19 protein-coding genes and 3 pseudogenes are annotated in these 22,335 nt (G+C 71.2%); 8 read left to right on the top strand and 14 right to left on the bottom strand.

Annotated elements, in window-relative coordinates; translation table 11 throughout:
• Positions 1–197 precede the first annotated feature (197 nt).
• Genes ACH34R_RS20075 through ACH34R_RS20055 form a run of 5 tightly spaced genes read left to right on the top strand, consistent with a single transcriptional unit; the run spans position 198 to position 7,755 of the window.
• A complete protein-coding gene (locus tag ACH34R_RS20075; RefSeq protein ID WP_397562979.1) occupies positions 198–3,902 on the top strand; it encodes a nitrate reductase subunit alpha in 3,705 nt (1,234 codons plus the stop codon).
• Positions 3,902–5,503, top strand: coding sequence for a nitrate reductase subunit beta (narH, locus tag ACH34R_RS20070; RefSeq protein WP_397562978.1), 1,602 nt, complete (start codon positions 3,902–3,904; stop codon positions 5,501–5,503). The genes ACH34R_RS20075 and narH overlap by 1 nt, the downstream gene beginning before the upstream one ends.
• On the top strand, positions 5,503–6,120 hold the full coding sequence (gene narJ, locus ACH34R_RS20065; RefSeq protein ID WP_397562977.1) for a nitrate reductase molybdenum cofactor assembly chaperone: 618 nt from the start codon (positions 5,503–5,505) through the stop codon (positions 6,118–6,120). Before narH ends, narJ begins: the two co-directional genes overlap by 1 nt.
• On the top strand, positions 6,117–6,830 hold the full coding sequence (narI, locus tag ACH34R_RS20060; protein ID WP_397562976.1) for a respiratory nitrate reductase subunit gamma: 714 nt from the start codon (positions 6,117–6,119) through the stop codon (positions 6,828–6,830). Before narJ ends, narI begins: the two co-directional genes overlap by 4 nt.
• Positions 6,831–6,834: 4 nt before the next feature.
• A complete protein-coding gene (locus ACH34R_RS20055; RefSeq protein ID WP_397562975.1) occupies positions 6,835–7,755 on the top strand; it encodes an HPP family protein in 921 nt (306 codons plus the stop codon).
• Between the two features lie 18 nt (positions 7,756–7,773).
• Here the strand turns inward: ACH34R_RS20055 and ACH34R_RS20050 are convergent, their stop codons facing one another.
• The 6 genes from ACH34R_RS20050 to ACH34R_RS20025 form a co-directional block, all read right to left on the bottom strand.
• Positions 7,774–8,958, bottom strand: a complete 1,185-nt coding sequence (locus ACH34R_RS20050) for a cytochrome P450 (protein WP_397562974.1) — start codon at positions 8,956–8,958, stop codon at positions 7,774–7,776.
• A gap of 84 nt (positions 8,959–9,042) precedes the next feature.
• A complete protein-coding gene (locus tag ACH34R_RS20045) occupies positions 9,043–9,912 on the bottom strand; it encodes an ABC transporter ATP-binding protein (protein WP_397562973.1) in 870 nt (289 codons plus the stop codon).
• Between the two features lies 1 nt (position 9,913).
• Entirely contained in the window at positions 9,914–10,690 is a 777-nt protein-coding gene (locus ACH34R_RS20040) for a hypothetical protein (protein ID WP_397562972.1), read from the bottom strand.
• Positions 10,687–11,376, bottom strand: coding sequence for a hypothetical protein (locus tag ACH34R_RS20035; RefSeq protein ID WP_397562971.1), 690 nt, complete (start codon positions 11,374–11,376; stop codon positions 10,687–10,689). The genes ACH34R_RS20040 and ACH34R_RS20035 overlap by 4 nt, the downstream gene beginning before the upstream one ends.
• A complete protein-coding gene (locus tag ACH34R_RS20030; protein ID WP_397562970.1) occupies positions 11,373–12,281 on the bottom strand; it encodes a hypothetical protein in 909 nt (302 codons plus the stop codon). Before ACH34R_RS20030 ends, ACH34R_RS20035 begins: the two co-directional genes overlap by 4 nt.
• Positions 12,278–12,922, bottom strand: coding sequence for an RNA polymerase sigma factor (locus ACH34R_RS20025; protein WP_397562969.1), 645 nt, complete (start codon positions 12,920–12,922; stop codon positions 12,278–12,280). Before ACH34R_RS20025 ends, ACH34R_RS20030 begins: the two co-directional genes overlap by 4 nt.
• Positions 12,923–13,402: 480 nt before the next feature.
• On the opposite strand from ACH34R_RS20025, the gene ACH34R_RS20020 reads away from it, so the two are divergent.
• The gene (locus ACH34R_RS20020; RefSeq protein WP_397562968.1) at positions 13,403–14,341 is read left to right on the top strand and encodes a bacteriocin fulvocin C-related protein; all 939 of its coding nucleotides are present in this window, start codon (positions 13,403–13,405) and stop codon (positions 14,339–14,341) included.
• A 334-nt stretch (positions 14,342–14,675) separates the two neighbouring features.
• Here ACH34R_RS20020 and ACH34R_RS20015 read toward each other — a convergent pair whose 3' ends face one another.
• Complete coding sequence (locus ACH34R_RS20015; protein WP_397562967.1) at positions 14,676–14,801, bottom strand: hypothetical protein; 126 nt, start codon at positions 14,799–14,801, stop codon at positions 14,676–14,678.
• Positions 14,802–14,916: 115 nt separating this feature from the next.
• Entirely contained in the window at positions 14,917–15,267 is a 351-nt protein-coding gene (locus tag ACH34R_RS20010; RefSeq protein WP_397562966.1) for a hypothetical protein, read from the bottom strand.
• Positions 15,268–15,595: 328 nt separating this feature from the next.
• On the opposite strand from ACH34R_RS20010, the gene ACH34R_RS20005 reads away from it, so the two are divergent.
• Positions 15,596–15,844: a helix-turn-helix domain-containing protein gene (locus ACH34R_RS20005; RefSeq protein WP_397563377.1), complete on the top strand. Its 249-nt coding sequence runs from the start codon at positions 15,596–15,598 to the stop codon at positions 15,842–15,844.
• 405 nt (positions 15,845–16,249) lie between these two features.
• A complete protein-coding gene (locus ACH34R_RS20000) occupies positions 16,250–17,056 on the top strand; it encodes a hypothetical protein (RefSeq protein ID WP_397563393.1) in 807 nt (268 codons plus the stop codon).
• A 73-nt stretch (positions 17,057–17,129) separates the two neighbouring features.
• Here ACH34R_RS20000 and ACH34R_RS19995 read toward each other — a convergent pair.
• From ACH34R_RS19995 to ACH34R_RS19970, 6 genes and pseudogenes are all read right to left on the bottom strand, one after another.
• Positions 17,130–17,369: pseudogene (locus ACH34R_RS19995) on the bottom strand (siderophore-interacting protein); the annotation flags it as partial.
• A gap of 14 nt (positions 17,370–17,383) precedes the next feature.
• Positions 17,384–17,965, bottom strand: a pseudogene (locus ACH34R_RS19990) (ATP-binding cassette domain-containing protein); the annotation flags it as partial.
• Positions 17,966–18,039: 74 nt separating this feature from the next.
• Positions 18,040–18,531: an ABC transporter substrate-binding protein gene (locus tag ACH34R_RS19985; RefSeq protein WP_397562965.1), complete on the bottom strand. Its 492-nt coding sequence runs from the start codon at positions 18,529–18,531 to the stop codon at positions 18,040–18,042.
• 337 nt (positions 18,532–18,868) lie between these two features.
• Entirely contained in the window at positions 18,869–20,335 is a 1,467-nt protein-coding gene (locus tag ACH34R_RS19980; protein WP_397562964.1) for an MFS transporter, read from the bottom strand.
• Between the two features lie 59 nt (positions 20,336–20,394).
• Positions 20,395–21,027: a TetR/AcrR family transcriptional regulator gene (locus ACH34R_RS19975; protein ID WP_397562963.1), complete on the bottom strand. Its 633-nt coding sequence runs from the start codon at positions 21,025–21,027 to the stop codon at positions 20,395–20,397.
• Between the two features lie 234 nt (positions 21,028–21,261).
• Positions 21,262–22,137: pseudogene (locus ACH34R_RS19970) on the bottom strand (IS3 family transposase); the annotation flags it as partial.
• Positions 22,138–22,335: the final 198 nt, after the last annotated feature.

The following is a 22,335-nucleotide window of genomic DNA, read 5'->3' as shown; positions in this document are numbered from 1 at the left end:
GAATTTCGGGCTGAGATGAATGCCCCGGCCAGTGAACAGATTCCCTGTGTCAACAGTTGCATGGTAGAAATCGTTCTTCGACGAGCGCCGTCACAACATGTCAACATCAGCTTCACTTCGGACATCGGCCCGGCCAGGCCAGGCCCGGTGGCCGCGCGTGACACGTGGCCATCGGGGGCCACAGGAAGGTCATCGACATGTTCGGTCGTGGGAATGGAAGCCGGGCGCTGGCCGAGCGGGCGGCCGACGCCGCCGCGCAGCGGCTGCTGGAGGCGGGCAAGCTGCTACGGCGCAGCGAGACGACGCCCGACCTGCGGGCCCTTTACGGCGACACCGACAGCGTCAACGACGCGCCCTACCGGCAGCGCTGGGCCCATGACAAGGTGGTGCGCTCCACCCATGGGGTCAACTGCACCGGATCGTGCTCCTGGAAGGTCTACGTCAAGGACGGCCTGATCACCTGGGAGACCCAGCAGACCGACTATCCGAGCGTCGGCCCGGACCGGCCGGAGTACGAGCCGCGCGGCTGCCCGAGGGGGGCCGCGTTCTCCTGGTACACCTACTCCCCCACGCGGATCCGCTACCCGCACGCCAGGGGCGTGCTGGTCGAGCTGTACCGCGAGGCCAAGGCCCGGCTCGGCGACCCCGTGGCGGCCTGGGCCGAGATCACCACAGACCCTGACAAACGCGCCCGCTACCAGGGCGCCCGCGGCAAGGGCGGCCTGGTGCGGATCGGGTGGGAGGAGGCCCTGGAGATCGCCGCCGCCGCCCACGTCCACACCATCAAGACCTACGGGCCCGACCGGATCGCCGGGTTCTCCCCCATCCCTGCCATGTCCATGGCCTCGCACGCGGTGGGCGCCAGGTTCATGTCACTGATCGGCGCGCCGATGCTGTCGTTCTACGACTGGTACGCCGACCTGCCGATCGCCTCCCCCCAAGTGTTCGGCGACCAGACCGACGTGCCGGAGTCGGCCGACTGGTGGGACGCGGCCTACCTGATGCTGTGGGGCTCCAACGTCCCGGTCACCCGCACCCCCGACGCCCACTGGATGGCCGAGGCCCGCTACCGCGGCCAGAAGGTGGTCGTCGTCTCGCCCGACTACTCCGACGCGGGCAAGTTCGCCGACGAGTGGCTGCACCCGCATCCGGGCACCGACGGCGCGGTGGCCATGGCCATGGGGCACGTGATCTTGACGGAGTTCTTCGTGCGCCGCTCGGTGCCCCACTTCACCGGCTACGTCAAGCGCTTCACCGACCTGCCGTTCCTGGTGGAGCTGTCCCCGCGCGAGGACGGCACCTGCACCGCCGGCAAGTTCGTCACCGCCGCCGACCTCGACATCGGCACGACCGACGAGGCCGCCGCCTGGCGTCCGGTGCTCATCGACGCACGCGCCGATGCGCCCGCCGTCCCGAACGGCACGCTCGGCGACCGCTGGAGCCCGGAGGGCGCCGGACGCTGGAACCTGTCCCTGGACGGCATCGACCCGCTGCTCACCCTGCACCGCGACGGCGGCGAGCACGCCGAGGTGGTCATGCCGCGTTTCGACACCGGCGGCGTGGTGCGCCGCGGCGTCCCGGTGCGCCGGATCGCCGGGCGGCCGGTGACCACGGTGTTCGACCTGCTGCTCGCCCAATACGGCGTGGCCCGCCCCGGCCTGCCCGGCCAATGGCCCACCGGCTACGACGACCCGTCGCTGCCGTGCACCCCCGCCTGGCAGGAGCAGATCACCTCCGTGCCAGCCGCCACGGTGACCCGCCTGGCCAGGGAGTTCGCCACCACCGCGGAGAAGACCGGCGGCCGGGCGATGATCGTGATGGGGGCGGGCACCAACCACTGGTTCCACTCCGACACCATCTACCGGTCGTTCCTGTCGCTGCTGCTGCTGACCGGCTGCCAGGGCGTCAACGGCGGCGGCTGGGCGCACTACGTGGGGCAGGAGAAGGTACGCCCGCTGGCCGGGTGGCAGCAGGTCGCCACGGCCGCCGACTGGGTGCGCCCCTCACGGCAGATGGCCGGCACCCCGTACTGGTACCTGCACACCGGCCAGTGGCGCTATGAGTCCTTCGGGGCCGAGGCCCTGGCCGGAGCGACGGGGAGCGGCCTGTTCGCCGGGCGGCACACCGTGGACCTGGTGGCGCAGTCGGCCCGGCTCGGCTGGATGCCCTCCTACCCGACCTTCTCCGCCAACCCGCTCGACCTCGGCCGCCGGGCACGGGAAAGCGGACGCGACGCCGCGGACTGGGTGGCCGGCGAGGTCGCCGCCGGGCGGCTCGGCTTCGCCTGCGAGGACCCCGACGCGCCGGAGAACTGGCCGCGGGTGCTGACGGTCTGGCGGGCCAACCTGATCGGCTCCTCGGCCAAGGGCAACGAGTACTTCCTGCGCCACCTGCTCGGCGCCCAGGACAACGCGAGCGCCGAGGAGGCCCCGCCGGACGCCCGGCCGCGCGATGTCACCTGGCGAAAGGACGCCCCCCGCGGCAAGCTCGACCTGCTGGTGGCGCTGGACTTCCGGATGACCTCCACCACCCTGTTCGCCGACCTGGTGCTGCCCGCCGCCACCTGGTACGAAAAACACGACCTGTCCAGTACCGACCTGCACCCGTTCGTGCACGCCTTCTCCCCCGCGATCAGCCCGCCCTGGCAGGCCAGGACCGACTTCGAGATCTTCCACGGGCTGGCCGCGCGCTTTTCCGAGCTGGCCGCCGGCCGCCTGGACACCGCCTTCGACCTGGTGGCCACCGCCCTGCAGCACGACACGCCGGAGGAGACGGCGCAACCGGGCGGCACGGTCCCGGACTGGCGCGACGGGCACGACCCCAGGCCCGGGCGCAACCTGCCCGCCGTACGCGTCGTGGAACGCGACTACACGGCGGTCGCCGCCAGGCTGGGCACGCTCGGTCCGCTTCCGGCGGAGGCCGGGATGGTGGTCAAGGGCGTCACCGTCAAGGCGGGGCCGGAGACCACGTGGCTGGCCGGCCGGTGCGGGCGGGCGGTGGACGATCCGGTCGCCGGGCGCCCGTTGCTGGACACCGACGTCAAGCTGTGCGAGGCGATCCTGGCCCTGTCGGGCACCACCAACGGCCGGGTCGCGGCGGCCGGGTTCGCCGCGCTCGCCGAACGCTGCGGCCCCGGCTCCGGGCTCACCGAACTCGGCGCCTCGGTCAGCGAGCGCCGGGTGGTCTTCTCCGACACCCAGGACCGGCCGGTGCCGGCCGGGGCCAGCTTCGAGTGGTCGGGCAAGGAGACCCCGGGCCGCCGCTACGCGCCATTCACGATCAACACCGAGCACGCCAAGCCGTGGCACACTCTCACCGGCCGCCAGCACTTCTACCTCGACCACGACTGGATGGCCGAGTACGGCGAGCAGTTGCCGATCTACCGGCCGCCGCTGGACATGGCCGCGCTCGGCGAGGCGGCGCCCGGCCCGCAGGCCGAGGGCCGCGCGGTGACCGTGCGGTACCTCACCCCGCACTCCAAGTGGTCGATCCATTCGGAGTACCAGGAGAACCTGCTCATGCAGACCCTGGCCAGGGGCGGGCCGGTCATCTGGATGAGCGTCACCGACGCCGCGGCCATCGGCGTCGCCGACAACGACTGGATCGAGGCGGTCAACGCCAACGGCGTCGTGGTGGCCCGCGCGGTGGTCTCCCACCGGATGCCGCCGGGCACGGTCTTCATGTACCACGTGCAGGAGCGCCTGGTGAACGTCCCGCGCAGCCAGGCCACCGGCCGCCGCGGCGGGGTGCACAACGCGCTCACCAAGCTCCTGGTCAAACCCACTCACCTGATCGGCGGATACGGCCAGTTCTCCTTCGCCCCCAACTACTACGGGCCCACCGGCAACCAGCGTGACGCCGTGACCGTGATCCGCCGCCGTTCCCAGGAGGTGACCTACTGATGCGCGTGATGGCGCAGATCGCGATGGTCATGAACCTCGACAAGTGCATCGGCTGCCACACCTGCTCGGTCACCTGCAAACAGACCTGGACCAACCGGGCGGGCACCGAGTACGTGTGGTTCAACAACGTCGAGACCCGCCCCGGCCAGGGCTACCCGCGCGGCTATGAGGACCAGGACCGCTGGAAGGGCGGCTGGCGGCTGCGCAACGGACGGCTGGTGCCCCGCGCGGGCGGCAGGGCGCGGCGGCTGGCCCGCCTGTTCGCCAACCCCGACCTGCCGCTGATCGACGACTACTACCAGCCGTGGACCTACGACTATGAGAACCTCACCAGCGCCCCGCTCGGCGACGACGTGCCCACCGCGCCGCCGCGCTCGCTGATCGACGGCCGCCCCACCGCCATCACCTGGGGCCCGAACTGGGACGACGACCTGGGCGGCGGCCCCGAGCACCTGGCGGGCGACCCGGTGCTGCGCAAGGTTTCGCAGGACGTCAAACTCGACTACGAAAACTCGTTCATGTTCTATCTGCCGCGGATCTGCGAGCACTGCCTCAACCCCTCGTGCGTGGCGGCCTGCCCGTCCGGCGCGATGTACAAGCGGTTCGAGGACGGCATCGTGCTGGTGGACCAGGACCGCTGCCGCGGCTGGCGGATGTGCGTCACCGGCTGCCCCTACAAGAAGGTGTACTTCAACCACCAGACCGGCAAGGCCGAGAAATGCACGATGTGCTACCCGCGGATCGAGGCCGGGGAGCCCACCGTGTGCTCGGAGACGTGCGTGGGGCGGCTGCGCTACCTCGGGGTGATGCTCTACGACGCCGACCGGGTGGGGCGGGCCGCCGCCGTGCCCGACGAGCGCGACCTGTACCCGGCCCAGCTCGGCTGCTTCCTCGACCCCGCCGACCCGCAGGTGGCCGCCGCCGCCGAGGCGTCCGGCATCCCGCACGAGTGGGTGCTGGCCGCCCGCCGGTCCCCGGTCTACGCCCTGATCACCCGCTACCGCGTCGCCCTGCCGCTGCATCCGGAGTTTCGGACCATGCCGATGGTCTGGTACGTGCCACCGCTGTCTCCGGTGGTGGACGCCCTCACCGGGACCGGCCACGACGGCGAGGACGCGGCCAACCTGTTCGGCGCCGTCCGCTCGCTGCGCATCCCGCTGTCCTACCTGGCCGAGCTGTTCACCGCCGGTGACACGGTACCGGTCGAGGCGGCCCTGCTGCGGCTCGCCGCGATGCGCTCGCACATGCGCGCGCTCAACCTGGGCGAGGAGCCCGACCCCCGCGCCGCCGGGGACGTCGGCATGACCGCCGCCCAGATCGAGGACATGTACCGGCTGCTGGCGCTGGCCAAGTACGACGAGCGCTACGTCATCCCCACCGCCTACGGAGGCGGCACCGGGCACTCGGCCGACCCCGGCGGGTGCAGCCTGGACGTCCCCGGCGGGCCCGGCATGCTGGAGCACGCCGCCCCCGCCGGGTCGGTGGCCGCCTTCCACGGCGAATCCGACGAACGGCTGCGCGGCCGGGTCAACCTGCTCAACTGGGACGGCCAGGGCACACCCGCCGGGCTGTTCCCGCCGCGGCCCGGGGAGCAGGCGTGATGGGCCCGGCCGTGCACCAGGCCGCGTCCCTGCTGCTGTGCTACCCGGGCGAGGGCTGGGAGGACACCCGCGACCTGGTCGCCGCGGCGCTGGCGCCGCTGCCCGGCGAGGCCGCGGCGGCGCTGCGCCGCTTCTGCGCCGCCACGGCGCAGGCGTCCCCGCTGGAGCTGGGCACCCGCTACGTGGCCACCTTCGACCGCACCCGCCGCCGCACCCTGCACATGACCTACTACATCGACGGCGACACCCGCCGCCGCGGCATGTCGCTGGCCCGCATCAAGGCCCTGTACCGGTCCTGCGGATGGCGGCCCGAGGAGCGCGAGCTGCCCGACTTCCTGCCGCTGATGCTGGAGTTCGCCGCGCGCTGCCCGCAGCCCGGCACCGCCCTGCTGCACCGGCACCGCGCCGGACTGGACCTGCTGGGCTCGGCGCTTCGCGCCCACCGCAGCGACTACGCCGACGTGGTGTTCGCGGTCACCGAGACCCTCGGCGAACCGACCGCCGAGCAGCGCCGCCTCGCCCAGGCCATCGCCGAGGACGGGCCGCCCGCCGAAAGCGTCGGGCTGGCCCCCTTCTCGGCGGCACCCGGCCCCACCGCACAAGGAGCCCGCGCATGAGACACCTGGAGATCGCGGTGTGGGGCGTCCTGCCGTACCTGGTCCTCGCCGTGTTCGCGGCGGGTACCGTCTGGCGCTTCCGCCACGACCGCTTCGGCCTGACCACCCGCTCCAGCCAGGTCCACGAGAGCCGGCTGCTGGCCGTGGGCGGCCCGCTGTTCCACTACGGGCTGCTGTTCGTGATCGCCGGGCACGCCGTCGGGCTGCTGGTCCCCGAATCGCTGACCGTGCGCATGCACATCCCCGAGTCCTTCTACCGCCTCAACGCCCTGGTCGTGGGCGGCCTGGCCGGGGCGGCCTGCGTGTCGGGGCTGGCCGTGCTGCTGTGGCGGCGGCTGCGCACCCGGGCGGTCCGCCGCTCCACCAGCCGCAGCGACCGGGTGGTCTACCCGGTGCTGGCCGCCGTGCTGCTGGCCGGGCTCTGGACGACCCTGACCGGGTCCAGCGGCGCCTATGACTACCGCCTCGGCGTGTCGGTGTGGTTTCGCAGCCTGTTCCTGCTCCAGCCCGACGTACCGGCCATGGCCCACGCCCCGCTGACCTTCCAGGTACACGGCCTGCTGGCGATGGCCCTGTTCGCGCTGTGGCCGTTCAGCCGGCTGGTGCACGCCTTCGCCGCCCCGCTGGGCTACCTGACCCGCCCCTACCTCGTCTACCGGCACCGCGGCGGCGCGCAGCGCGCGGCCGGCGGACGGCCCCCCGCCCGGTGACGGCGTGGGCACCCTCGCTCCGGCGATCCGCGCCGCCGGGTCCCGCGGCCGGATCGCGCTCCTGACCTGCCTGCAGGCCGGGGTGTGCATCGCCGTGCCGGCCGTGGTGGCGTGGGTCAGCGGCCAGCCGTTCGTGTTCCCCTCGCTGGGGCCGACCGTGTACCTGGCCCTGACCGCCTCCGCGACGCCCGCCGCCAGCCCGCGCAACACCCTGGCCGGGCACCTGATCAGCGCGAGCGCCGGATACCTCGCGCTGGTCGCGACCGGCCTCACCGAGGCCGGGCCGGACCTGTCTCGCACCGACGGGCACCGGGTGGCCGCGGTCGTCATCGCGCTCGCGCTCACCTCGGCCGGGATGCTGCTCGGCAACGTGTCCCACCCGCCCGGCGGCGCGACGACCCTGATCATCGCGCTGGGCTTCCTGCACACCCCCGCCCAGTTGGCGATCTTGATGGCGGCCGTCACCACCACGACCGGCGTGCTCATCACGATCAACCGGCTGTCCGGGCGTCCCTATCCGCTGTGGGCCCGCCCTCCGGCCCACCGCGGAGCCCAGCCGCCACCAGCGCCACCACCGGCGCCGCCCGCGCGCCGGTCGGTGGCCGAGGCGGCCTGCCGGGAGGCGGCGCAGGCGCTGGTCGCGGCCATGACCACGACGATGTGGCCGCTGGCCGCGACCCGCGCGGTACACCTGCTCGGACGTGGCGACCCCGAGCGCGAGGCCCGCCTGGCGGTACGGCTGGCCGCCGCGCGGGCCGCGCTGATCGGCCCCGGCCCCAACGGCAGGTCCTCCGTCGTGGACCAGTGGGCCGCCGAGTTCCGTGCCCTGACCCGCGATGAGAAGGCCACGGCCATCACCGTGGCGATGTTCACCGACGGGCTGACCTCCCTGCTGGCCACCTTCAGGACGGCCCCGCGGCGGTGAACCGCGGCGGCCGGGCGATCACCAGGTGACCGGCAGCGCGCTCAGCGGTCGGGTCAGCACATGCTGCTCCACCCGCAGCCCCGCCGGGTCGGCGGCCAGGCGCAGGCCGGGGAAACGGGCGGAAAGGCCGGTGAACGCCGCCTTGAGCTCCATACGGGCCAGCGGGGCGCCGATGCAGTACCGCGCCCCCTGGCCGAAGGTGAGGTGGGCGGGGCCGTCGCGGAGCACGTCGAAACGGTCGGCGTCGTCGAAGATCGATCCGTCGTGGTTGGCCGCGCCGGTGTCCAGCAGGACGAGGTCTCCGGCCCGGACGTGCGCGCCGGCGATGTCCAGGTCGGTGCGCGCGTAGCGGGGGATGCCGCCGTTGCCGCCCAGGCGCGCCGCGCGCAGTACCTCCTCCACGGCGCTGTCGATGACCGCCGGGTCGGCCACCAGCCGCTCCCACTGCCCGGGGCCGGCCAGCAGCCACAGCACGCCGAGACCGAGCGCCGCCACGGTGGTCTCGTGCCCGGCGAACAGCAGGATCATCGCGAGTTCCGCGGCCTCCTGCTCGCCGACGCCGTCGGTGGCGGCCAGCCGGGAGATCACGTCGGCGTCGGGGTCGCCCTCGGCGCGTTTGCGCGCCACCAGCTTCCTGCCGTAGGCGATCAGGTCGGCGTGTCCCTGCCGGGAGCGGTCCGGGTCGCGGGTGTCGGCGGCGGCCTGGGTCCAGGCGCGGAAGCGGGGCCGGTCGGTGTAGGGCACGCCCAGCAGTTCGCAGATGACCGCGATCGGCAGCGGCAGCGCGAGCGCGGCCTGCAGGTCGGCGGGCGGGCCGGCGGCGGCCAGATCGTCCAGCAGGGCGTCGGTGAGGGATTCGACCCGGCCGCGCAGGGCGCGCAGGCGTCCGGGGGAGAAGTGCGGCCGCAGCAGCGAGCGCATCCGCTCGTGATCGGCCCGCTCGGTGTCGACGTCGCCCTGCGGGCCACCGAACATCACCGACCGCCCCATGCGCGAGGCGTGCTCGGGGTCGGGGTGGGCCCGGCCGAGACGGTCGTCGTCCAGCAGGGCGCGTACCTGGGGGTAGCCGGTCACCAGCCACGCCGGGTCCCCGGTCGCGGTGGTGATGGCGTGGATCGGGCCTTCGGCCTGCATACCGCGCAGCAGCGGCGGGGGCAGCAGCGGGCCGGGCTGGTCGAAGGGCATCCGGGCGGGAGCGTGCATGGCTTCCTCCCTAAGGGAGACGGCGGTCGCGTACTCACACGTAACGAACACTATGTCGCCGTGCCGCGCCGGGCACCGGCGACCTCAGCAGGGGGCCACCTCCATCAGCGCGAGGTAGCCGTCTTCGAGGGTGGGGCTCACCGGCTCGGCGTGCGGGTGCGGCGCGGCGGCGGCGATCAGCCGGTAGCGGGTACCGGCCCCCTCCGGCACCGCGGCGACGATCCGGCCCTCGGCGGGGGCGGGGCCGCTGGTGGTGAGGTTCCACACCCGCCCGGCCGCCTGGGAGACCAGCTCGCCCGTCGCGCCCTGGAAGACCAGCCGCCCCTTGGCCAGGACCGCCAGGTCACGGCAGGTCTGCGCCACGTCCTCGACGATGTGGGTGCTGAGCAGGACGGTGCGGTCACCGGCGAGCTGGGACAGCATGGTGCGAAACCGGATGCGCTCTTCGGGGTCCAGGCCGGTGGTGGGTTCGTCGACGATCAGCAGGCGCGGGTCGGCCAGCAGCGCCTGGGCGATGCCGACCCGGCGCAGCATCCCGCCGGAAAAGCCGCGGAGCTTTCTGTCGGCGTGCTCGCCCAGCGCGACCACCTCCAGGAGTTCGCCGATCCTGCGCCGCCGCGCCGACCGCGCGTCCAGCCCCTTGAGCAGGGCGATGTAGTCCAGGAAGCGGCGGGCCGTCAGGTCGGGGTAGACGCCGAGGTCCTGCGGGAGGTAGCCGAGCGTCCGCTGCACGGCGACGCGCCCGGCGGGCGTGGTGATGTCGTGCCCGCCGAGCACGACGCGGCCGGAGGTGGGCTTGAGCAGCCCGGCCAGGATGCGCATCAGCGTGGTCTTGCCCGCGCCGTTGGAGCCGAGCAGCCCGTACATGCCGACCGGGACGTCCAGGTCGACCCCGTCGATGGCGCGGACCTTGCCCCGGTAGACCTTGGTCAGCTTGGAGATCTGGATGCGCATGTCAGGATTCACTCCGGATGGCGTGCAGGCGGACCAGGACGAGCATGGCCGCGGCCAGGACGATCATCACGCCCACCCACAGCGCGGCCGACAGCGGGGTGGCCTCGGGCCGCAGCACGTCGAGCGCCGCCTCCGGCCGGGGGCCGAAGCCGCCCTCGAACCAGCCGTGGACGGCGTACTCGCCGGTGGCCGACAGCACCGTGTGCGACAGCGTGGGCATCATGGTGACCGGGATGAGGTTGCCCCAGAACCAGTAGGCCACGAACAGCACCCGGAACAGCAGCGGCGCGACCAGCAGCGGCCCGGCGAAGGCGAGCGCCCCGAGGAAGGCCAGCCCGGGGGCGATGACGCTCAGGAAGACCACCAGCGACCAGCCGAGCGCGGCGGCCTCGCCCTCGATGACGGCGTAGCCCGCCGCACGGCCCAGGAAGATCGCCAGGAACGGCGTGGCCGTCGCGGCGCACACCCCGAGGTACTTGCCGAGCAGCCGCCCGGTGCGCCCCGCCGGGATCGCGTTCAGCACCCCGTCCACGCCGAGCGCCCGGTCCCGCCCCGGCCGGTCGGCGATCATGCAGCCGTAGACCATGGGCAGCACGGCGATGAGGATGTCGGCCGCGTTCAGCATCGCCGATCTCGGGTCGCCGGGGTCGCGCCCGCCCAGGTCCAGCGACCAGAACGGCAGCGTGGCGGCGGTCACCGCGAAGACCAGCAGATACACCAGCCACAAGGTGGGGCGGCGGACCTGCATCAGGTATTCGTAACGCATCGTGGCGGTCATTCCGCGGCGCCTCGCAAGATCCGCTCGGGCCTGCCCAGCAGTACCCAGGCCGCCAGGCCCATCGGCAGCGCGGTGGCCAGCAGCGTCAGCCGGTTGGCCGGCCAGTCCGGGACGGGCCCGCGTGTCGTGGCGAACAGGAACACATGCCGCAGCACCCGATCCTCCACCAGGAACTCGGCGAAGACCTGCTGGAACGTCCACAGGAAGCCGACCAGCGTGGTTGCGGCGGGGACGCTGCGCAACATCGCGGCGGTGCAGGCCCCCAGGGCGGTGGTCCACACCGCCGGGGCCAGCCACACCAGTTGCCCGTCCGGGCCGGTGAACGCGGGGTCCCACCAGCCGGTCGCCATCAGCAGCACCGAGCAGCCGGCGGCGCACACCGCCGCCCAGCACATCACCACCGCGACGCGCCGCGCCACGGCGACGCGGTAGGCCGAGGGGCAGGTCAGCCGTAGTTCGGCGGCGCGGTCGCGGCCGGTCAGCGTGGCCGCCGCGATCCCGGTCAGCAGCGGCAGGCCCATCTCGGCCGCGCCCATCAGGAACCACCGGGTGTTCTCCTGCGCCGCGCCGATCCGCGTGCCGAAGGCGGCCAGCAGCAGCATGGCGGCGACCAGTACGAGCGGGCCGAGCAGCGCCGGCAGCCCGGCCCGCCGGGCCTCGTGCGCCCACAGCGCGATCGGCCTCACGACGACCGCGTGGCGCCGGGGACGCGCAGCGGCTCGATCCTGCCGGTCAGCAGCACGGCGGTCGCCGCGAACAGCGCCGCCAGCCCCAAGGTGACCGGCACGTTCTCCCACACCCGCCCGAAGACGGGCGGTACCGGAAGCCCGGTGCGGGCGAGCATCGGCAGGCTCCACACCACCAGGGCGACCGCGATCGCGCCGTCGGCCCGCCACCACACCGAAAGCAGCAGGCTGAGCGCGGCCAGCAGCGCGGCCGGGCCGAGCCAGGCCAGGACCAGGCCGCACAGGCCCTGCGGCGCCGCGCCCATGAGGGTCAGCAGCGCCGAGCCGAGCAGCGCCACCGCCAGATCGAAGCCGAACAGGCAGGTCACCCTGGCCAGAAGGATCACCCGTGGCGACGTGGGGGTGGCCCTGACCAGCTCGAACGCCGGGTCGCGGTCCGGGCTGTGCAGCCCGGCGACACCGAACCCGGTGACCAGGGGCACGGCCAGCCCGAGTAGCAGCTCGGTGAGCTCGACCCTGACCAGCGCGACCGCCACGCACCCGGCCACGACCAGGAAGGAGGACAGCAGGACGGCGGTGGACAGCAGCCGGGCCTCCATGACCAGCAGCCGCCAGGCCCGCCGCAGCGCGGGGCCCTCGCGGCGCGGCCGGTCCCGCGAGCCGTCGCCGATCCGTTCGCCGATCGTGCCGCCGATCCGTTCACCGGCCGGTTCGCCGGTCCTTTCGCCGGCGCAGGGCCGCGCGCCGGGCGGGACCTCGCCGCATTCGGGTGCCCGCTCGCCGGGGTCGCCGTCGTACCCGCGGGCCAGCGCCGAGGCCAGCAGGACGGCGCGGACCATGTCGGAGGCCGCCGGCGGCTGCGGGATGCCGTCGCGGATGCCCGCGAGCTCGGGCCAGTCGTTCACGCGGGCCCCCTCAGGATCGCGCGGGCATGATGCAGGCGGCTTTTGACGGTGCCGACCGGAATCCCCAGCACTTCGGCGATCTCCCGCTGGCTCAGGTCATGGACCAGCAGCAACACGACGACCTCGCGATGCGGCAGCGGGAGCCGGGCCAGCGCGGACTGCACCTGGTCGCCGCCGACGGCCAGTTCCTCCGGGCCGGGCAGCGGGTCCGGTCCCTCCCTCGGCTCGGCCGCGATCGGCGGCGGCATGCCGCGCAGCCGGTTGTGCGCCTGCCTGCGCGCCACCCCGAACAGCCAGGTGCTGACGCTGGAGCGCTGCCGGTAGCTCGCCGCCGAGAGCCACACGGCCATCACGGTGTCCTGGAGGATCTCCTCGGCCGTTCCGCGGTCGCCGCAGAGCCGATACAGGAAGGCGAACAGCGGGCCGGAATACCGCTCGTAAAGGTCGGCCAGTGCCCGGGCGTCGCCGTCGGCGATCCTGGCCAGCACGCGGATGTCACTCGCGGCGGCACGGTCGTCGCGGCGGGCGTGCGCGGCCCGCGCGGACTGCCCGTCGGAGGCGTGGACCAGCGCCGTCCGCACCCGCGGCCGGTGGTCGATCCGCCCGGCCCACCCCGGCATCTTCTCGGCTCTTCCGTCCATCGCAGGTATGTAGCGGGCCACCGGCGCCGAGGTTCACCGATCGTGGATCTCATCGCGGCGGGTCACCGCAGAACGCCCGGGCGATAACGACAGGCCCGATTCGATTCGGGGGCGAGCATATCGCCGGCAGAACGCCATAGAAAAAGGAGCGGCGAAATTGTCCGGACCCGCCCACCCGAAAACGGTGGCGGCGGTCAGGAAATCACGGAGCGCCACTTTCCTTTCACCCTGCCGACTGTGATGTGGATCACATTAAATTCGGACTGGACTCGTCAGATCATCCGTTGCATCATCAATCGATCACAGAGCCACCAAAAGGGACTCCGAATGGCACAAGACGCACGCTATGACAACCCATGTCATCGTGCCCGAATTCACGTGCCCGCGGGCGAATGCCCGCACGGCCGTACGGAGGTCCCGCCCGCCGACAACCGACGTTCGGAAAGGACAGTCTTGCGTTCTCCGGACACGCATTGGGTCATGGCGTTCGACGCCTCCTGCCGGCAGTGCCGCTCAGTGGCGGACCAGATCGCGCACAGCAGCGATCACCGCGTCCATGTGCTGCCGCTGAGCCATCCCGACGTGGCCGGATGGCGGGCCCGGGCCCGCGGCGCCGCCGCCCCCGACGCGCCAACACTGATCAGGGTGCGCCCGGACTCCGTCCACGCGTGGACGGGCCCCGCCATGGCGCTGCGGCTGGCCCTTCGGCTGGGGCCGCGCTCCACACTGCGTTTTCTGAAAGCGCTGGGCGCCCTCCGCAAAGGCGTCCCGGGGCCGGCCGGCCGGCCGGATGCCGGCGCCATGAGCAGAGGGCGGTTCTTCCGCCTGACCGGCCTGGGCGCGGCGGCGCTGTTCGTCTTCGGAAAGGTCTCCCCCGCCCACGCAGAAACCGCCGGGGCGGCCGAATGGGTGCGGGCGAACAATGGCCGTCTCCCCCGGGAGTACCCCGATTTCATCGGCCACGACCTGGCCCGCCGCCGGGCCGTTTACCACGAACTGGGCCCGGCCGAGCGCAGCCGCCTTTGGGTGGCGCACCTACGCGAATACCGCGCCGCGCACCCGGCGCCGACGGCCGCTCAAAGCGCCGTACTGGAGGATGCGATGAGCGCTGCCGCGCAGGAGTCCGTCTTCGCCGCCGGGGAGGACCCCGCCCTGGACGCCCGGCTCGCAGCGCTCCGGCAGGCCGCCACCGAGGCGTTCGGCAGGGACGAGGCCCGGGCGCTGCTGGCCACCCTGGGCCCGGCCGATCCGGTCGGCCCACCGGAGGCGGCCACCTGCGGCTGCTCCACCCTGGACGACTGGTGCGCCACCGGCAGCACCTGCCGGGGCTGCGCGAACTGCTCCTCCTGCTACTGCACCTGCACCGCCAGCGGATGCGGCACGCTGTGGCGCTACTGCTGCAACGGCAACTGCGGCTGAGGCGGCGCGCCCGAGATCGGCGAACGCTCACCGAACTACAGGGGGGCGCACCGCAGGGCCGGCCATGCGGCGGGAGGGTGACGTTGGACTCAGGTATGCCATACATCCCTGCAAGCTGGGCGAAGTGCGCGGGCGGGCTGCGTTGCGGGGCACGCCGCCCGCCCGCCCGGCGCGGTGCGGCCTGGGAAGGTGTGGATGGCCGCCGTGCGTCTCAGGGTGGGGTGGGTGGCGCGGGCAGAGAGGCCTGCTCGTCACTGCCCGCGCCGGGCGGGCCCCCGGCGGCCCGCCGTACGGCACGGCGGCGCCCATGCCCGCGCCACGCCGCCGCGCCCGATCATGGAATGCTCTCCCAGGCATCCCCGGACACGAGCACGGTGACGCCGTCCTTACGGTGTGCGGTGACCATGGTCGGCCCGTACAGGTAGCCGACCTTGATGAACGACAGTCGCGTGTATCGCATCCGGCCTCGGGCCCTGCAAGGCGAGGCTGTCGGTAACGCCCCGAGGCTGTAGTCGCCGGCCTCGACCTCCCAGACCACGAGCAGAGGAGAGGCCGAAGAGCCGAGGACAGAAACACTAAACGCAAGCGTCATGCCACGCCTCCGCGATGGCCTCGGAGGCCGGGTTCAGCAGCGCGTAGTCACCGGCCAGCGCCTCGGCTGCCCCAGCCACCGTGCCGCGATGGACGTACAGCGGGATACCTGGCCGCAGTAGCCGAGGGCTGTGCCACCAGATTCCATCGCCCTGAACGAGCGCGACCAGTCCGGGGCACAACGACACCTGCACCGTGCCCGTCTCGTAACGGATGTCCGCAGGGATATCTCGCGCCTTGAGCGCGATGGCGAGCCGGCGGGCGGTCTCTTCCTGCTCGGGATTGGCCGTGCGCGACGGCCGACGCATGGGGTAGGCGAGCATGTACGTGTCCATCAGACGCCCCTACCGCTGAGCAGGCAGAGATTCGGCTTGGTGGCATCAACCACATTGTCAGGATTCACCGGGATTGCGGTTTTCCGGGAAGGATCTCCTTGTGACACTCCGGATTCCAACGAGGAAAATCACTACCCGGGAATGATGGGCGATCCGAAAGGAATATTCCAGACCGCAGCCATATGTAGCCGCCATATACTTCGACGTGGCGTCCACATGGCCACGAGCCACAAGTAGGGCATCACGGAAGGAAGGGGCACATGTTATGGAACATGGTGGAATCGAAGTTCCTGATCACGTCTGACAGCACCCAGACACATATGCTGCACTGAAATCCCGTGACATCGGTCGGCTATTCCAACTACTACGCCGATATGCCGGGCTGATCCAAACGGCTATCGGCGCAGCCACCGGCCACAGCCAGAGTGCGATCAGTAAGATCGCAAATGGCTTCGCGCGAGTCGAGACACTTGAGGTCTTCGAGCGCATCGCGGACGGCCTGGAGATGCCTGACGGCGCACGGACGGCTCTCGGCCTCGCCCCAGGGGCGGCGGCCGGATCGCCGAGCCCGACGTAGGAGAGAAGCCAGACAAGATAGCGACACCCGCGCCCAACACTCAGGTGAGCCCCCTAACAGCAGCCACACATGGCCTCGCTCCTGATTCGGTAGACACCGACTCGACGGCGAAGGAACCACCGATACGGCCTATCAGCGCCATGGATGTGCCCGCTATCGTGGCCATGTTGGCGTACGAGTCGGCTCGGCTTGGGGAAGACGTGGACAGCACTCCCTTCGGCCCTTTCACGGTAGAAGAAATCAGCAAAGACCTGCGTGAACTCGCACTCGCTTACCCCTACACACCTCCCATGGATTCGCTTTTGAAGGCCGCGGGCCTACGGGACCACGCTTTCGCGCTGGCGAAGAAGTCCCGTCGTCCGTCCCACACCCGCGACCTTTATCTGATCACAGGGTGGCTGTGCCATGCTGGCCAACGCGACCTTCGATCTCGGCGAGGTCCAGCCCGCGTACAGGCACGCACGCACCGCGATGCAGTTCGGCGATCTGAGCGAACATAGAGGGCTACGAATCTGGGTTTCTGGGTTGCAGGCGCTGATCGCTTTCTGGGATGGGCATCCTGATCAATCGGTCGCCTTCGTCCAGCCAGTACTCGACTGGTCAGCAGAAGGCGGTACCGCAGCCGTGTACACCCACGCCGTCCATGCTCGCGCTCTGGCGATGCTCGGGCATGCCCGGGAAGCCGACGATGCACTCGCCCGGACAGATCAGCAACGAGAGCGTGTCGTCCAGATCGACTCACCTGTCGACAATCCGGAAGGCCTCTTCGATTTCCCGATGGCCAAGCAGCTCTACTGGAAGGCCGGCTCTCATCTTCTGATCGGTAGCCCGCAGCGGCTGACATGGGCACATGAAGCGGCCGTGGAATCCATCCGCCGTTACCTCGAGGCGCCATCGGGCAAGGCCCGCACCGGCAAGCTGTGCCACGCCCGGCTCGACCTCGCCTCGGCCAGATGGAGACAAGGGCACCCGGAAGGCGCCGAAGGAGAGATCGCCCAGGTCATCACCACACTGCGAAACCGCTATGTGGAAAGCGTGACACGACGGGTGGAGCGCTTTGGCGTTCTCGTCCGCTCGCAGCCCAAAGGCCAGGCAAGCCGGCAGATCCTTGGGGCGTGGGAAGCGAGGGCCAGTAGGCGCGAAGAGTGTGCCCGCGAGTCCGAAGACCTGCCGGTCGCGCCGTGTACGACCATGCGTACACGGCTGCTCTGAGGCCGTGCGGGACGGCCGACGGCACCGGACGCGAGGCTGTACGCGCCCTGCCGGTGCCTCCTTCGCCAGCCGCGGGATCGAACCTGCGCACGGTGTAGCTGCGCATCACCGGTTCCGTGGCACCCTCAGGGTAGACCCAGCGGCCGTCCATGACCTCGGGCGGCACCGGCACGGACTGTCCCTCCACGGGAAAGAAGATCTTGAAGTACTCGTCGGCGACCCCGCCGGCCGGGTAGCCGTGCGGCCCTTCCCCGCCGAGCGTGATTCTGATCATCAATGGGGTCACCCGGCTGATCCGCACGACCTCTGCCATGAACAAGCCGCTACTCATGTCGACTCCTCGCGTATCGGGTGCCGTTCGGCCCGGCCCTGGCTCAGCCGGACGCGCCGGGTGAAGCGGTCGATGGTGGCTCGGCGGTGGGCGATCACGATGAGGATGCGATCGCTCGCCTGCCGTTCGAGCGCGCTCTCGATGAGGGCGGTGGTCGCAGGGTCCACGCCGGCGGTGGCCTCGTCGAGAATGAGGACGGCCGGATCGAGCAGCGCCGCCCGGATGAGGGCGATGAGCTGCCGTTCCCCGGCCGACAGCAGGGCGCCCCTCGCGCCCGTGGGCGTGCCCAGGCCATCGGGCAGGCCGTTCAGCCAGTCCTCCAGGCCGAGCAGGGACACCACGTCCAGCACGGCGACTCTGTCCGTGGGCGAGCCGAACGTGATGTTGCCGGCGATCGTGCCGCGCATGGTCTGCACGTCCTGCGGGATGAGCACAACCCGCCGCCGCAGCTCGGCGGGGGCGAGCGTGGCCAGGTCGGCGCCATCGTGGCGGACCTGGCCGCGACCGTGGGCGTACAACCCCGCCATGATCTTGGCCAGTGTGGACTTGCCCGCGCCCGTGGCGCCCACCACGACCGCCCTCTCCCCCGGCCAGCGCCAGCAGCCCGGGGGCGGGCTGGAGCCCCATGCTCTGGAAGAACTTCACCAGATGGTCATTGGGCCTGGCCCCCGCCATGACGGTGCCAGGCTGGCGCAGGACCACATACTGCACCGTCTTGCCCCCAAGGCCGGGATACTCGGCGGCCACCCCCGAAAGCCGGGCCTCGCTCTTGGCGACGGCGGCTTCGGCCGCGGCGTCCTTGCCCAGGGCCTTGCCGACGGTACGGAGGATCTCCTGCCAGGGTGCCGTCCTGGTTGTCCTTGCCGATGATGCCGATGGTCGGGGCGATCTTGCTGAGCGCGGCGTACAGGCCCTTGTTGGAGGTGACCGCATAGGAGCCGAAGATGACGTCGGGACGGAGTTTGGCGATCTCCTCCACGGAGATGTCCGCCACCGTGTTGATGGGCGTGGTCGTGGGTTCCTTCAGTACGTCCGCGTTCCAGGGGGCGAAGGGGGCGTCGGTGCTGCTCCACCGGTTGGCCGCCACGGGTACCACGCCGAGTTCCAACGTCGCGTCCACCCAGCCGGAACTCAGGGCGACCACGCGGGCGAAGCCTTGTCGATGCGTGTCCTGCCCCCGGAGTGCTCGATGGTCACGGGAAACGCACCCGTACCCGGTTGCGGCGCGGGCGCCTCGGCCGAGGTCGAGCCCTGGCCACCGCCGCATGCCGCGAGCGTGGCGAGGGCGATGACTAAGAGGGCGGCCTGTGCGGCTGTCACCACCTGAAACGCGATTCACTGCACGCCAAGGACGACTCCTTCCTCGAAGGTGCACCGTAGTGGCACGACAAGCGTGATCTTATTTAGGTAAGGCTCTAATCAAAGAAGCGGGATAAGGCCCATAGAACAAGGCCCCCTGCCCTAATCCTCAGCGCTCCGCGTCATGCGGCCACCCGCGCAGGCTCCAGATCCCGGGCGCGAATGAGCAGCAGCGAGATCGCCACACCGGCCAGTCCGGCGGCGGACGCCACCAGGCAGGTGGTGGAGAGCGCCCCGGTGAAGACGTTTCTCGCCGTCTCCAGAGCGGGCCCGCTCACCTGGTCGAACCGGCCGCCGGCCAGTTGCCCGGCTTGAGCGGGCAGCTCGGCGCTGATCCGCGCGGTGAAGATCGCGCCGAAGGCCGCCACCCCGGTGGCCGTACCGAGGGGGAAGAAGGTGTTGGACAGCCCCGAGGCCATGCCGGCCTTTTCCTGCGGGACGACATCGAGCGCGACGCCCATCAGCGGCGGGAACGCCAGCGCTCCGCCGACACCGAGTAGCACGAGGCCCGGCAGCGCCACGGTCCAGTCGCCGTCCGGCCCTACCCGGGCCATCAACAGGAAGGCGACCATTATCGATGCGAACCCCGCCGCCAGCAGCCCGGAGGCGGGAAGCCTCTGCCCCAGCCGCCCGGCCAGCGGAGCGATGAGGAGGATGGGCAGGGTCATGGCCAGCAGTCGCAGCCCGGTCTCCAGTGGCGAGTGGCCGAGCATCCCCTGCAACCACAAAATCAGGTACGGCAGGATGCCGAAGCTGCAGATCCTGGCCAGAAATGTCAGCAGCATCACGCCGATGAACGTGGGGATACGGAACAGTCCGACGTCGAGCACAGCGTAGGAACGGCGCACCTGGACCACGGCGAACAGGGCGGCCAGTACCAGTCCGGCGACGAGCATGGTCAACGTCTGGGCCGAACCCCATCCCTGGCCGGGAGCGGCGATCAGGGCGTAGTTGAGTGTGAAGAGCATGGCGATGGCCAGCACGGCACCGAGGATGTCGATCCGGCCCGCGGCGGACCGCCTGGCCGGCTCGTGCAGCCGCAGCAGCGCCCCGGCCAGTACGAGCAGGCCCACGGGCACGTTGATCCAGAAGATCCAGCGCCAGCCGAGTGTGTCCACCAGCAGGCCGCCTACCAACGGCCCGAGCCCGGCGGCGGCCCCGCCCGCGGCGGAAAAGGCGCCGATGGCGCTCTGCCGGGCGCGCCCGGCCGGGTAGGCGCCGGCGATCAGGGCCATCGCGGTGCCCATGATCATGGCGCCGCCCATCCCCTGCACGATGCGAAAGGCGACCAGGGCAGCCGGATGCCAGGCCGTGCCGCAGGCCGCGGAGGCGGCGGTGAAGACGATGACCCCCGTGATGAAGATGGCACGGCGGCCGACGCGGTCGGAGACTGATCCGGCGGTGAGGAGCAGGGCTGCGAAGGCGAGCGTGTAGCCGTTGATGGCCCATTGCAGCCCGTCCAAGCCGGCCGACAGCTCCGCGGCGATCTCGGGTAGGGCGACGTTGACAATCGTGATGTCCAGGGTGAGCAGGACCGCGGCAAGGCAGACGATGACCAGGGTCGGTCCGGCCTTCGGAGAACGAGTCATGCGTACAAAGTACACAGAAATTAGGTAAGCCTAAGTAACGAGTCGGCATAGGAGGCTGATCAGGGAGACGCGAGGGTGTCCACGAAGGCCCGGAGCCCGCTCAGGAAGGCCGTCTCATGGTCGAAGGCCCGTACGGCCTGACGGGCCCGTTCCGGGTCACCGACCGAAGAGGCCAGCAGATCCTCGCGAGCGGCACGCCGCTCGGGGGTGGCACCGGGCAGGTAGCACAGGTGCCCAAGGACGTACCACCACAACTGGGTGTACGCGTCGGTGGCCTGGCGGTCGTCCATACCGAGCTCACCGAACCGGTCCAGGACCCAGAGGAACAGCGTGGCGGCGCGCGGCGCGAACAACTCGCCCTGGCGGAGGATCTCCACGACCCACACGTGCTGTGAGAGGTAGGCGTCAACCTCGGCGAACGCGACCACGATGCGCTCTTGAGGTGTACCCTCGCCGTCGGCGGGCAGCGGCGGCAGCCCTTTCGCCACATCTTCCAGGAGCGCAAGGATCAGCCCGTGCTTGTCCTCGACATACCGGTAGATCGCCATCGGCGCCGCGCCCAGCTCGGCGGCCACCCGCCGGATGGTGAGCCCGCCGACGCCCTCGGACTCGGCGACCCGCCGCCCGGCGGCCACGATGGCCTCCCGCGTGAGGAACCGGCGACGTCCGCTGGAACTCCCCCGAATGGCCACTCCCGCAACTTTAGCGAGGCCATCTCGCCAAGCCGACCAGAGCGGCGGTCGATCACGTTCGAGCCGAGGTCGCCGTTCCTCGCTGCAGGTGAGCGCGGACACGGAGGAGGAGTATGAGAGAGAGTGAACCGCGCCGGGTCTGCTGGAGACCGGGTCATCTGGCTGGGGTGAGAGTAGCTGAGTTGATCTCTGCGCGGTAGAAGGCTTCGTATTCGGCGGGTGAAGGTCCTAACAGGCGCTGTGGATTCGGCGGTTGTTGTACCAGTCGAGCCATTCCATGGTGGCGAGTTCGACGTCGTCCAGGCCCTTCCACGGGCCGCGGCGGTGGATCAGTTCAGTCTTGTACAGCCCGATGGTGCTCTCGGCAAGGGCATTGTCGTAGCCGTCCCCGCGTGAGCCCACGGAGCTGACCGCGCCGGCCTCGGCGAGCCGGTCGGTGTAGCGAATCGACAGGTACCGACAGCCACGATCGGAGTGATGCACCCGCCCTTCCAACTCCTCAGGCCGGCCGCCGCGGCGCCAGATCGCCATCTCCAAAGCGTCCAGCGGCAGGTCGGTACGCAGATGGTCGGTCAGTCGCCAGCCGACGATCATCCGGGAGAACACGTCGATGACGAACGCCGCATAGACGAACCCGGACCAGGTGTGGACGTAGGTCGAATCGGCCACCCACAGCCGGTTCGGCGCCGGCGCGGCGAAGTGCCGTTCGACCAGGTCGGCCGGCCGTGGGCACAGCGGCTCGGCGATGGTCGTGCGGCGCTTGTGATCGCCACGGACCGCGCCGGCCGGTCCTGACCGGCGCATCAGTCGGGCAACCGTGCAGCGGGCCACGGCCACGCCCTGGCGGTTGAGCGCCTTCCACATCTTGCGCACTCCGTACACCTCGAAGTTGTCGTTCCACAGCCGCAGGATCTCGGCCGTCAACTGCTCGTCTCGCTGCTCGCGGGCCGACGGCGGCCGGCTCTTGGCCGCGTAGTACGTCGAGGGCGCCAGCTCGAGCGTCTGGCAGATCGGCTCGACGCCGAACCCGTCGCGATGAGCATCGATGAAGGCGACTATCTGGGCGGTCGGGGGTCGAGTTCCCGGGCGAAAAAGGCAGCCTGCGCGTCGGGGCCATGGCGCGGCAGATCGACGGCGTAGCTGCGGTGGCCGAGCAATGCCGGCTCGCACTGGACGGGAGCCCACATGAACGAGCTGGTGCCGGAGCCATGGGCCTTACCGTTGCGACCGTTGGCCGCCCCGGAGGACGGCCAAACGTCGCAACCCGCCTGCGGAGGGCGCCGGCCGGGGACCCTCTTCCGTGGCGGC

Source organism: Spongiactinospora sp. 9N601 (assembly GCF_044326295.1).
GTDB lineage: Bacteria > Actinomycetota > Actinomycetes > Streptosporangiales > Streptosporangiaceae > Spongiactinospora > Spongiactinospora gelatinilytica.
This window is presented reverse-complemented; position numbering and strand designations above follow the sequence as displayed.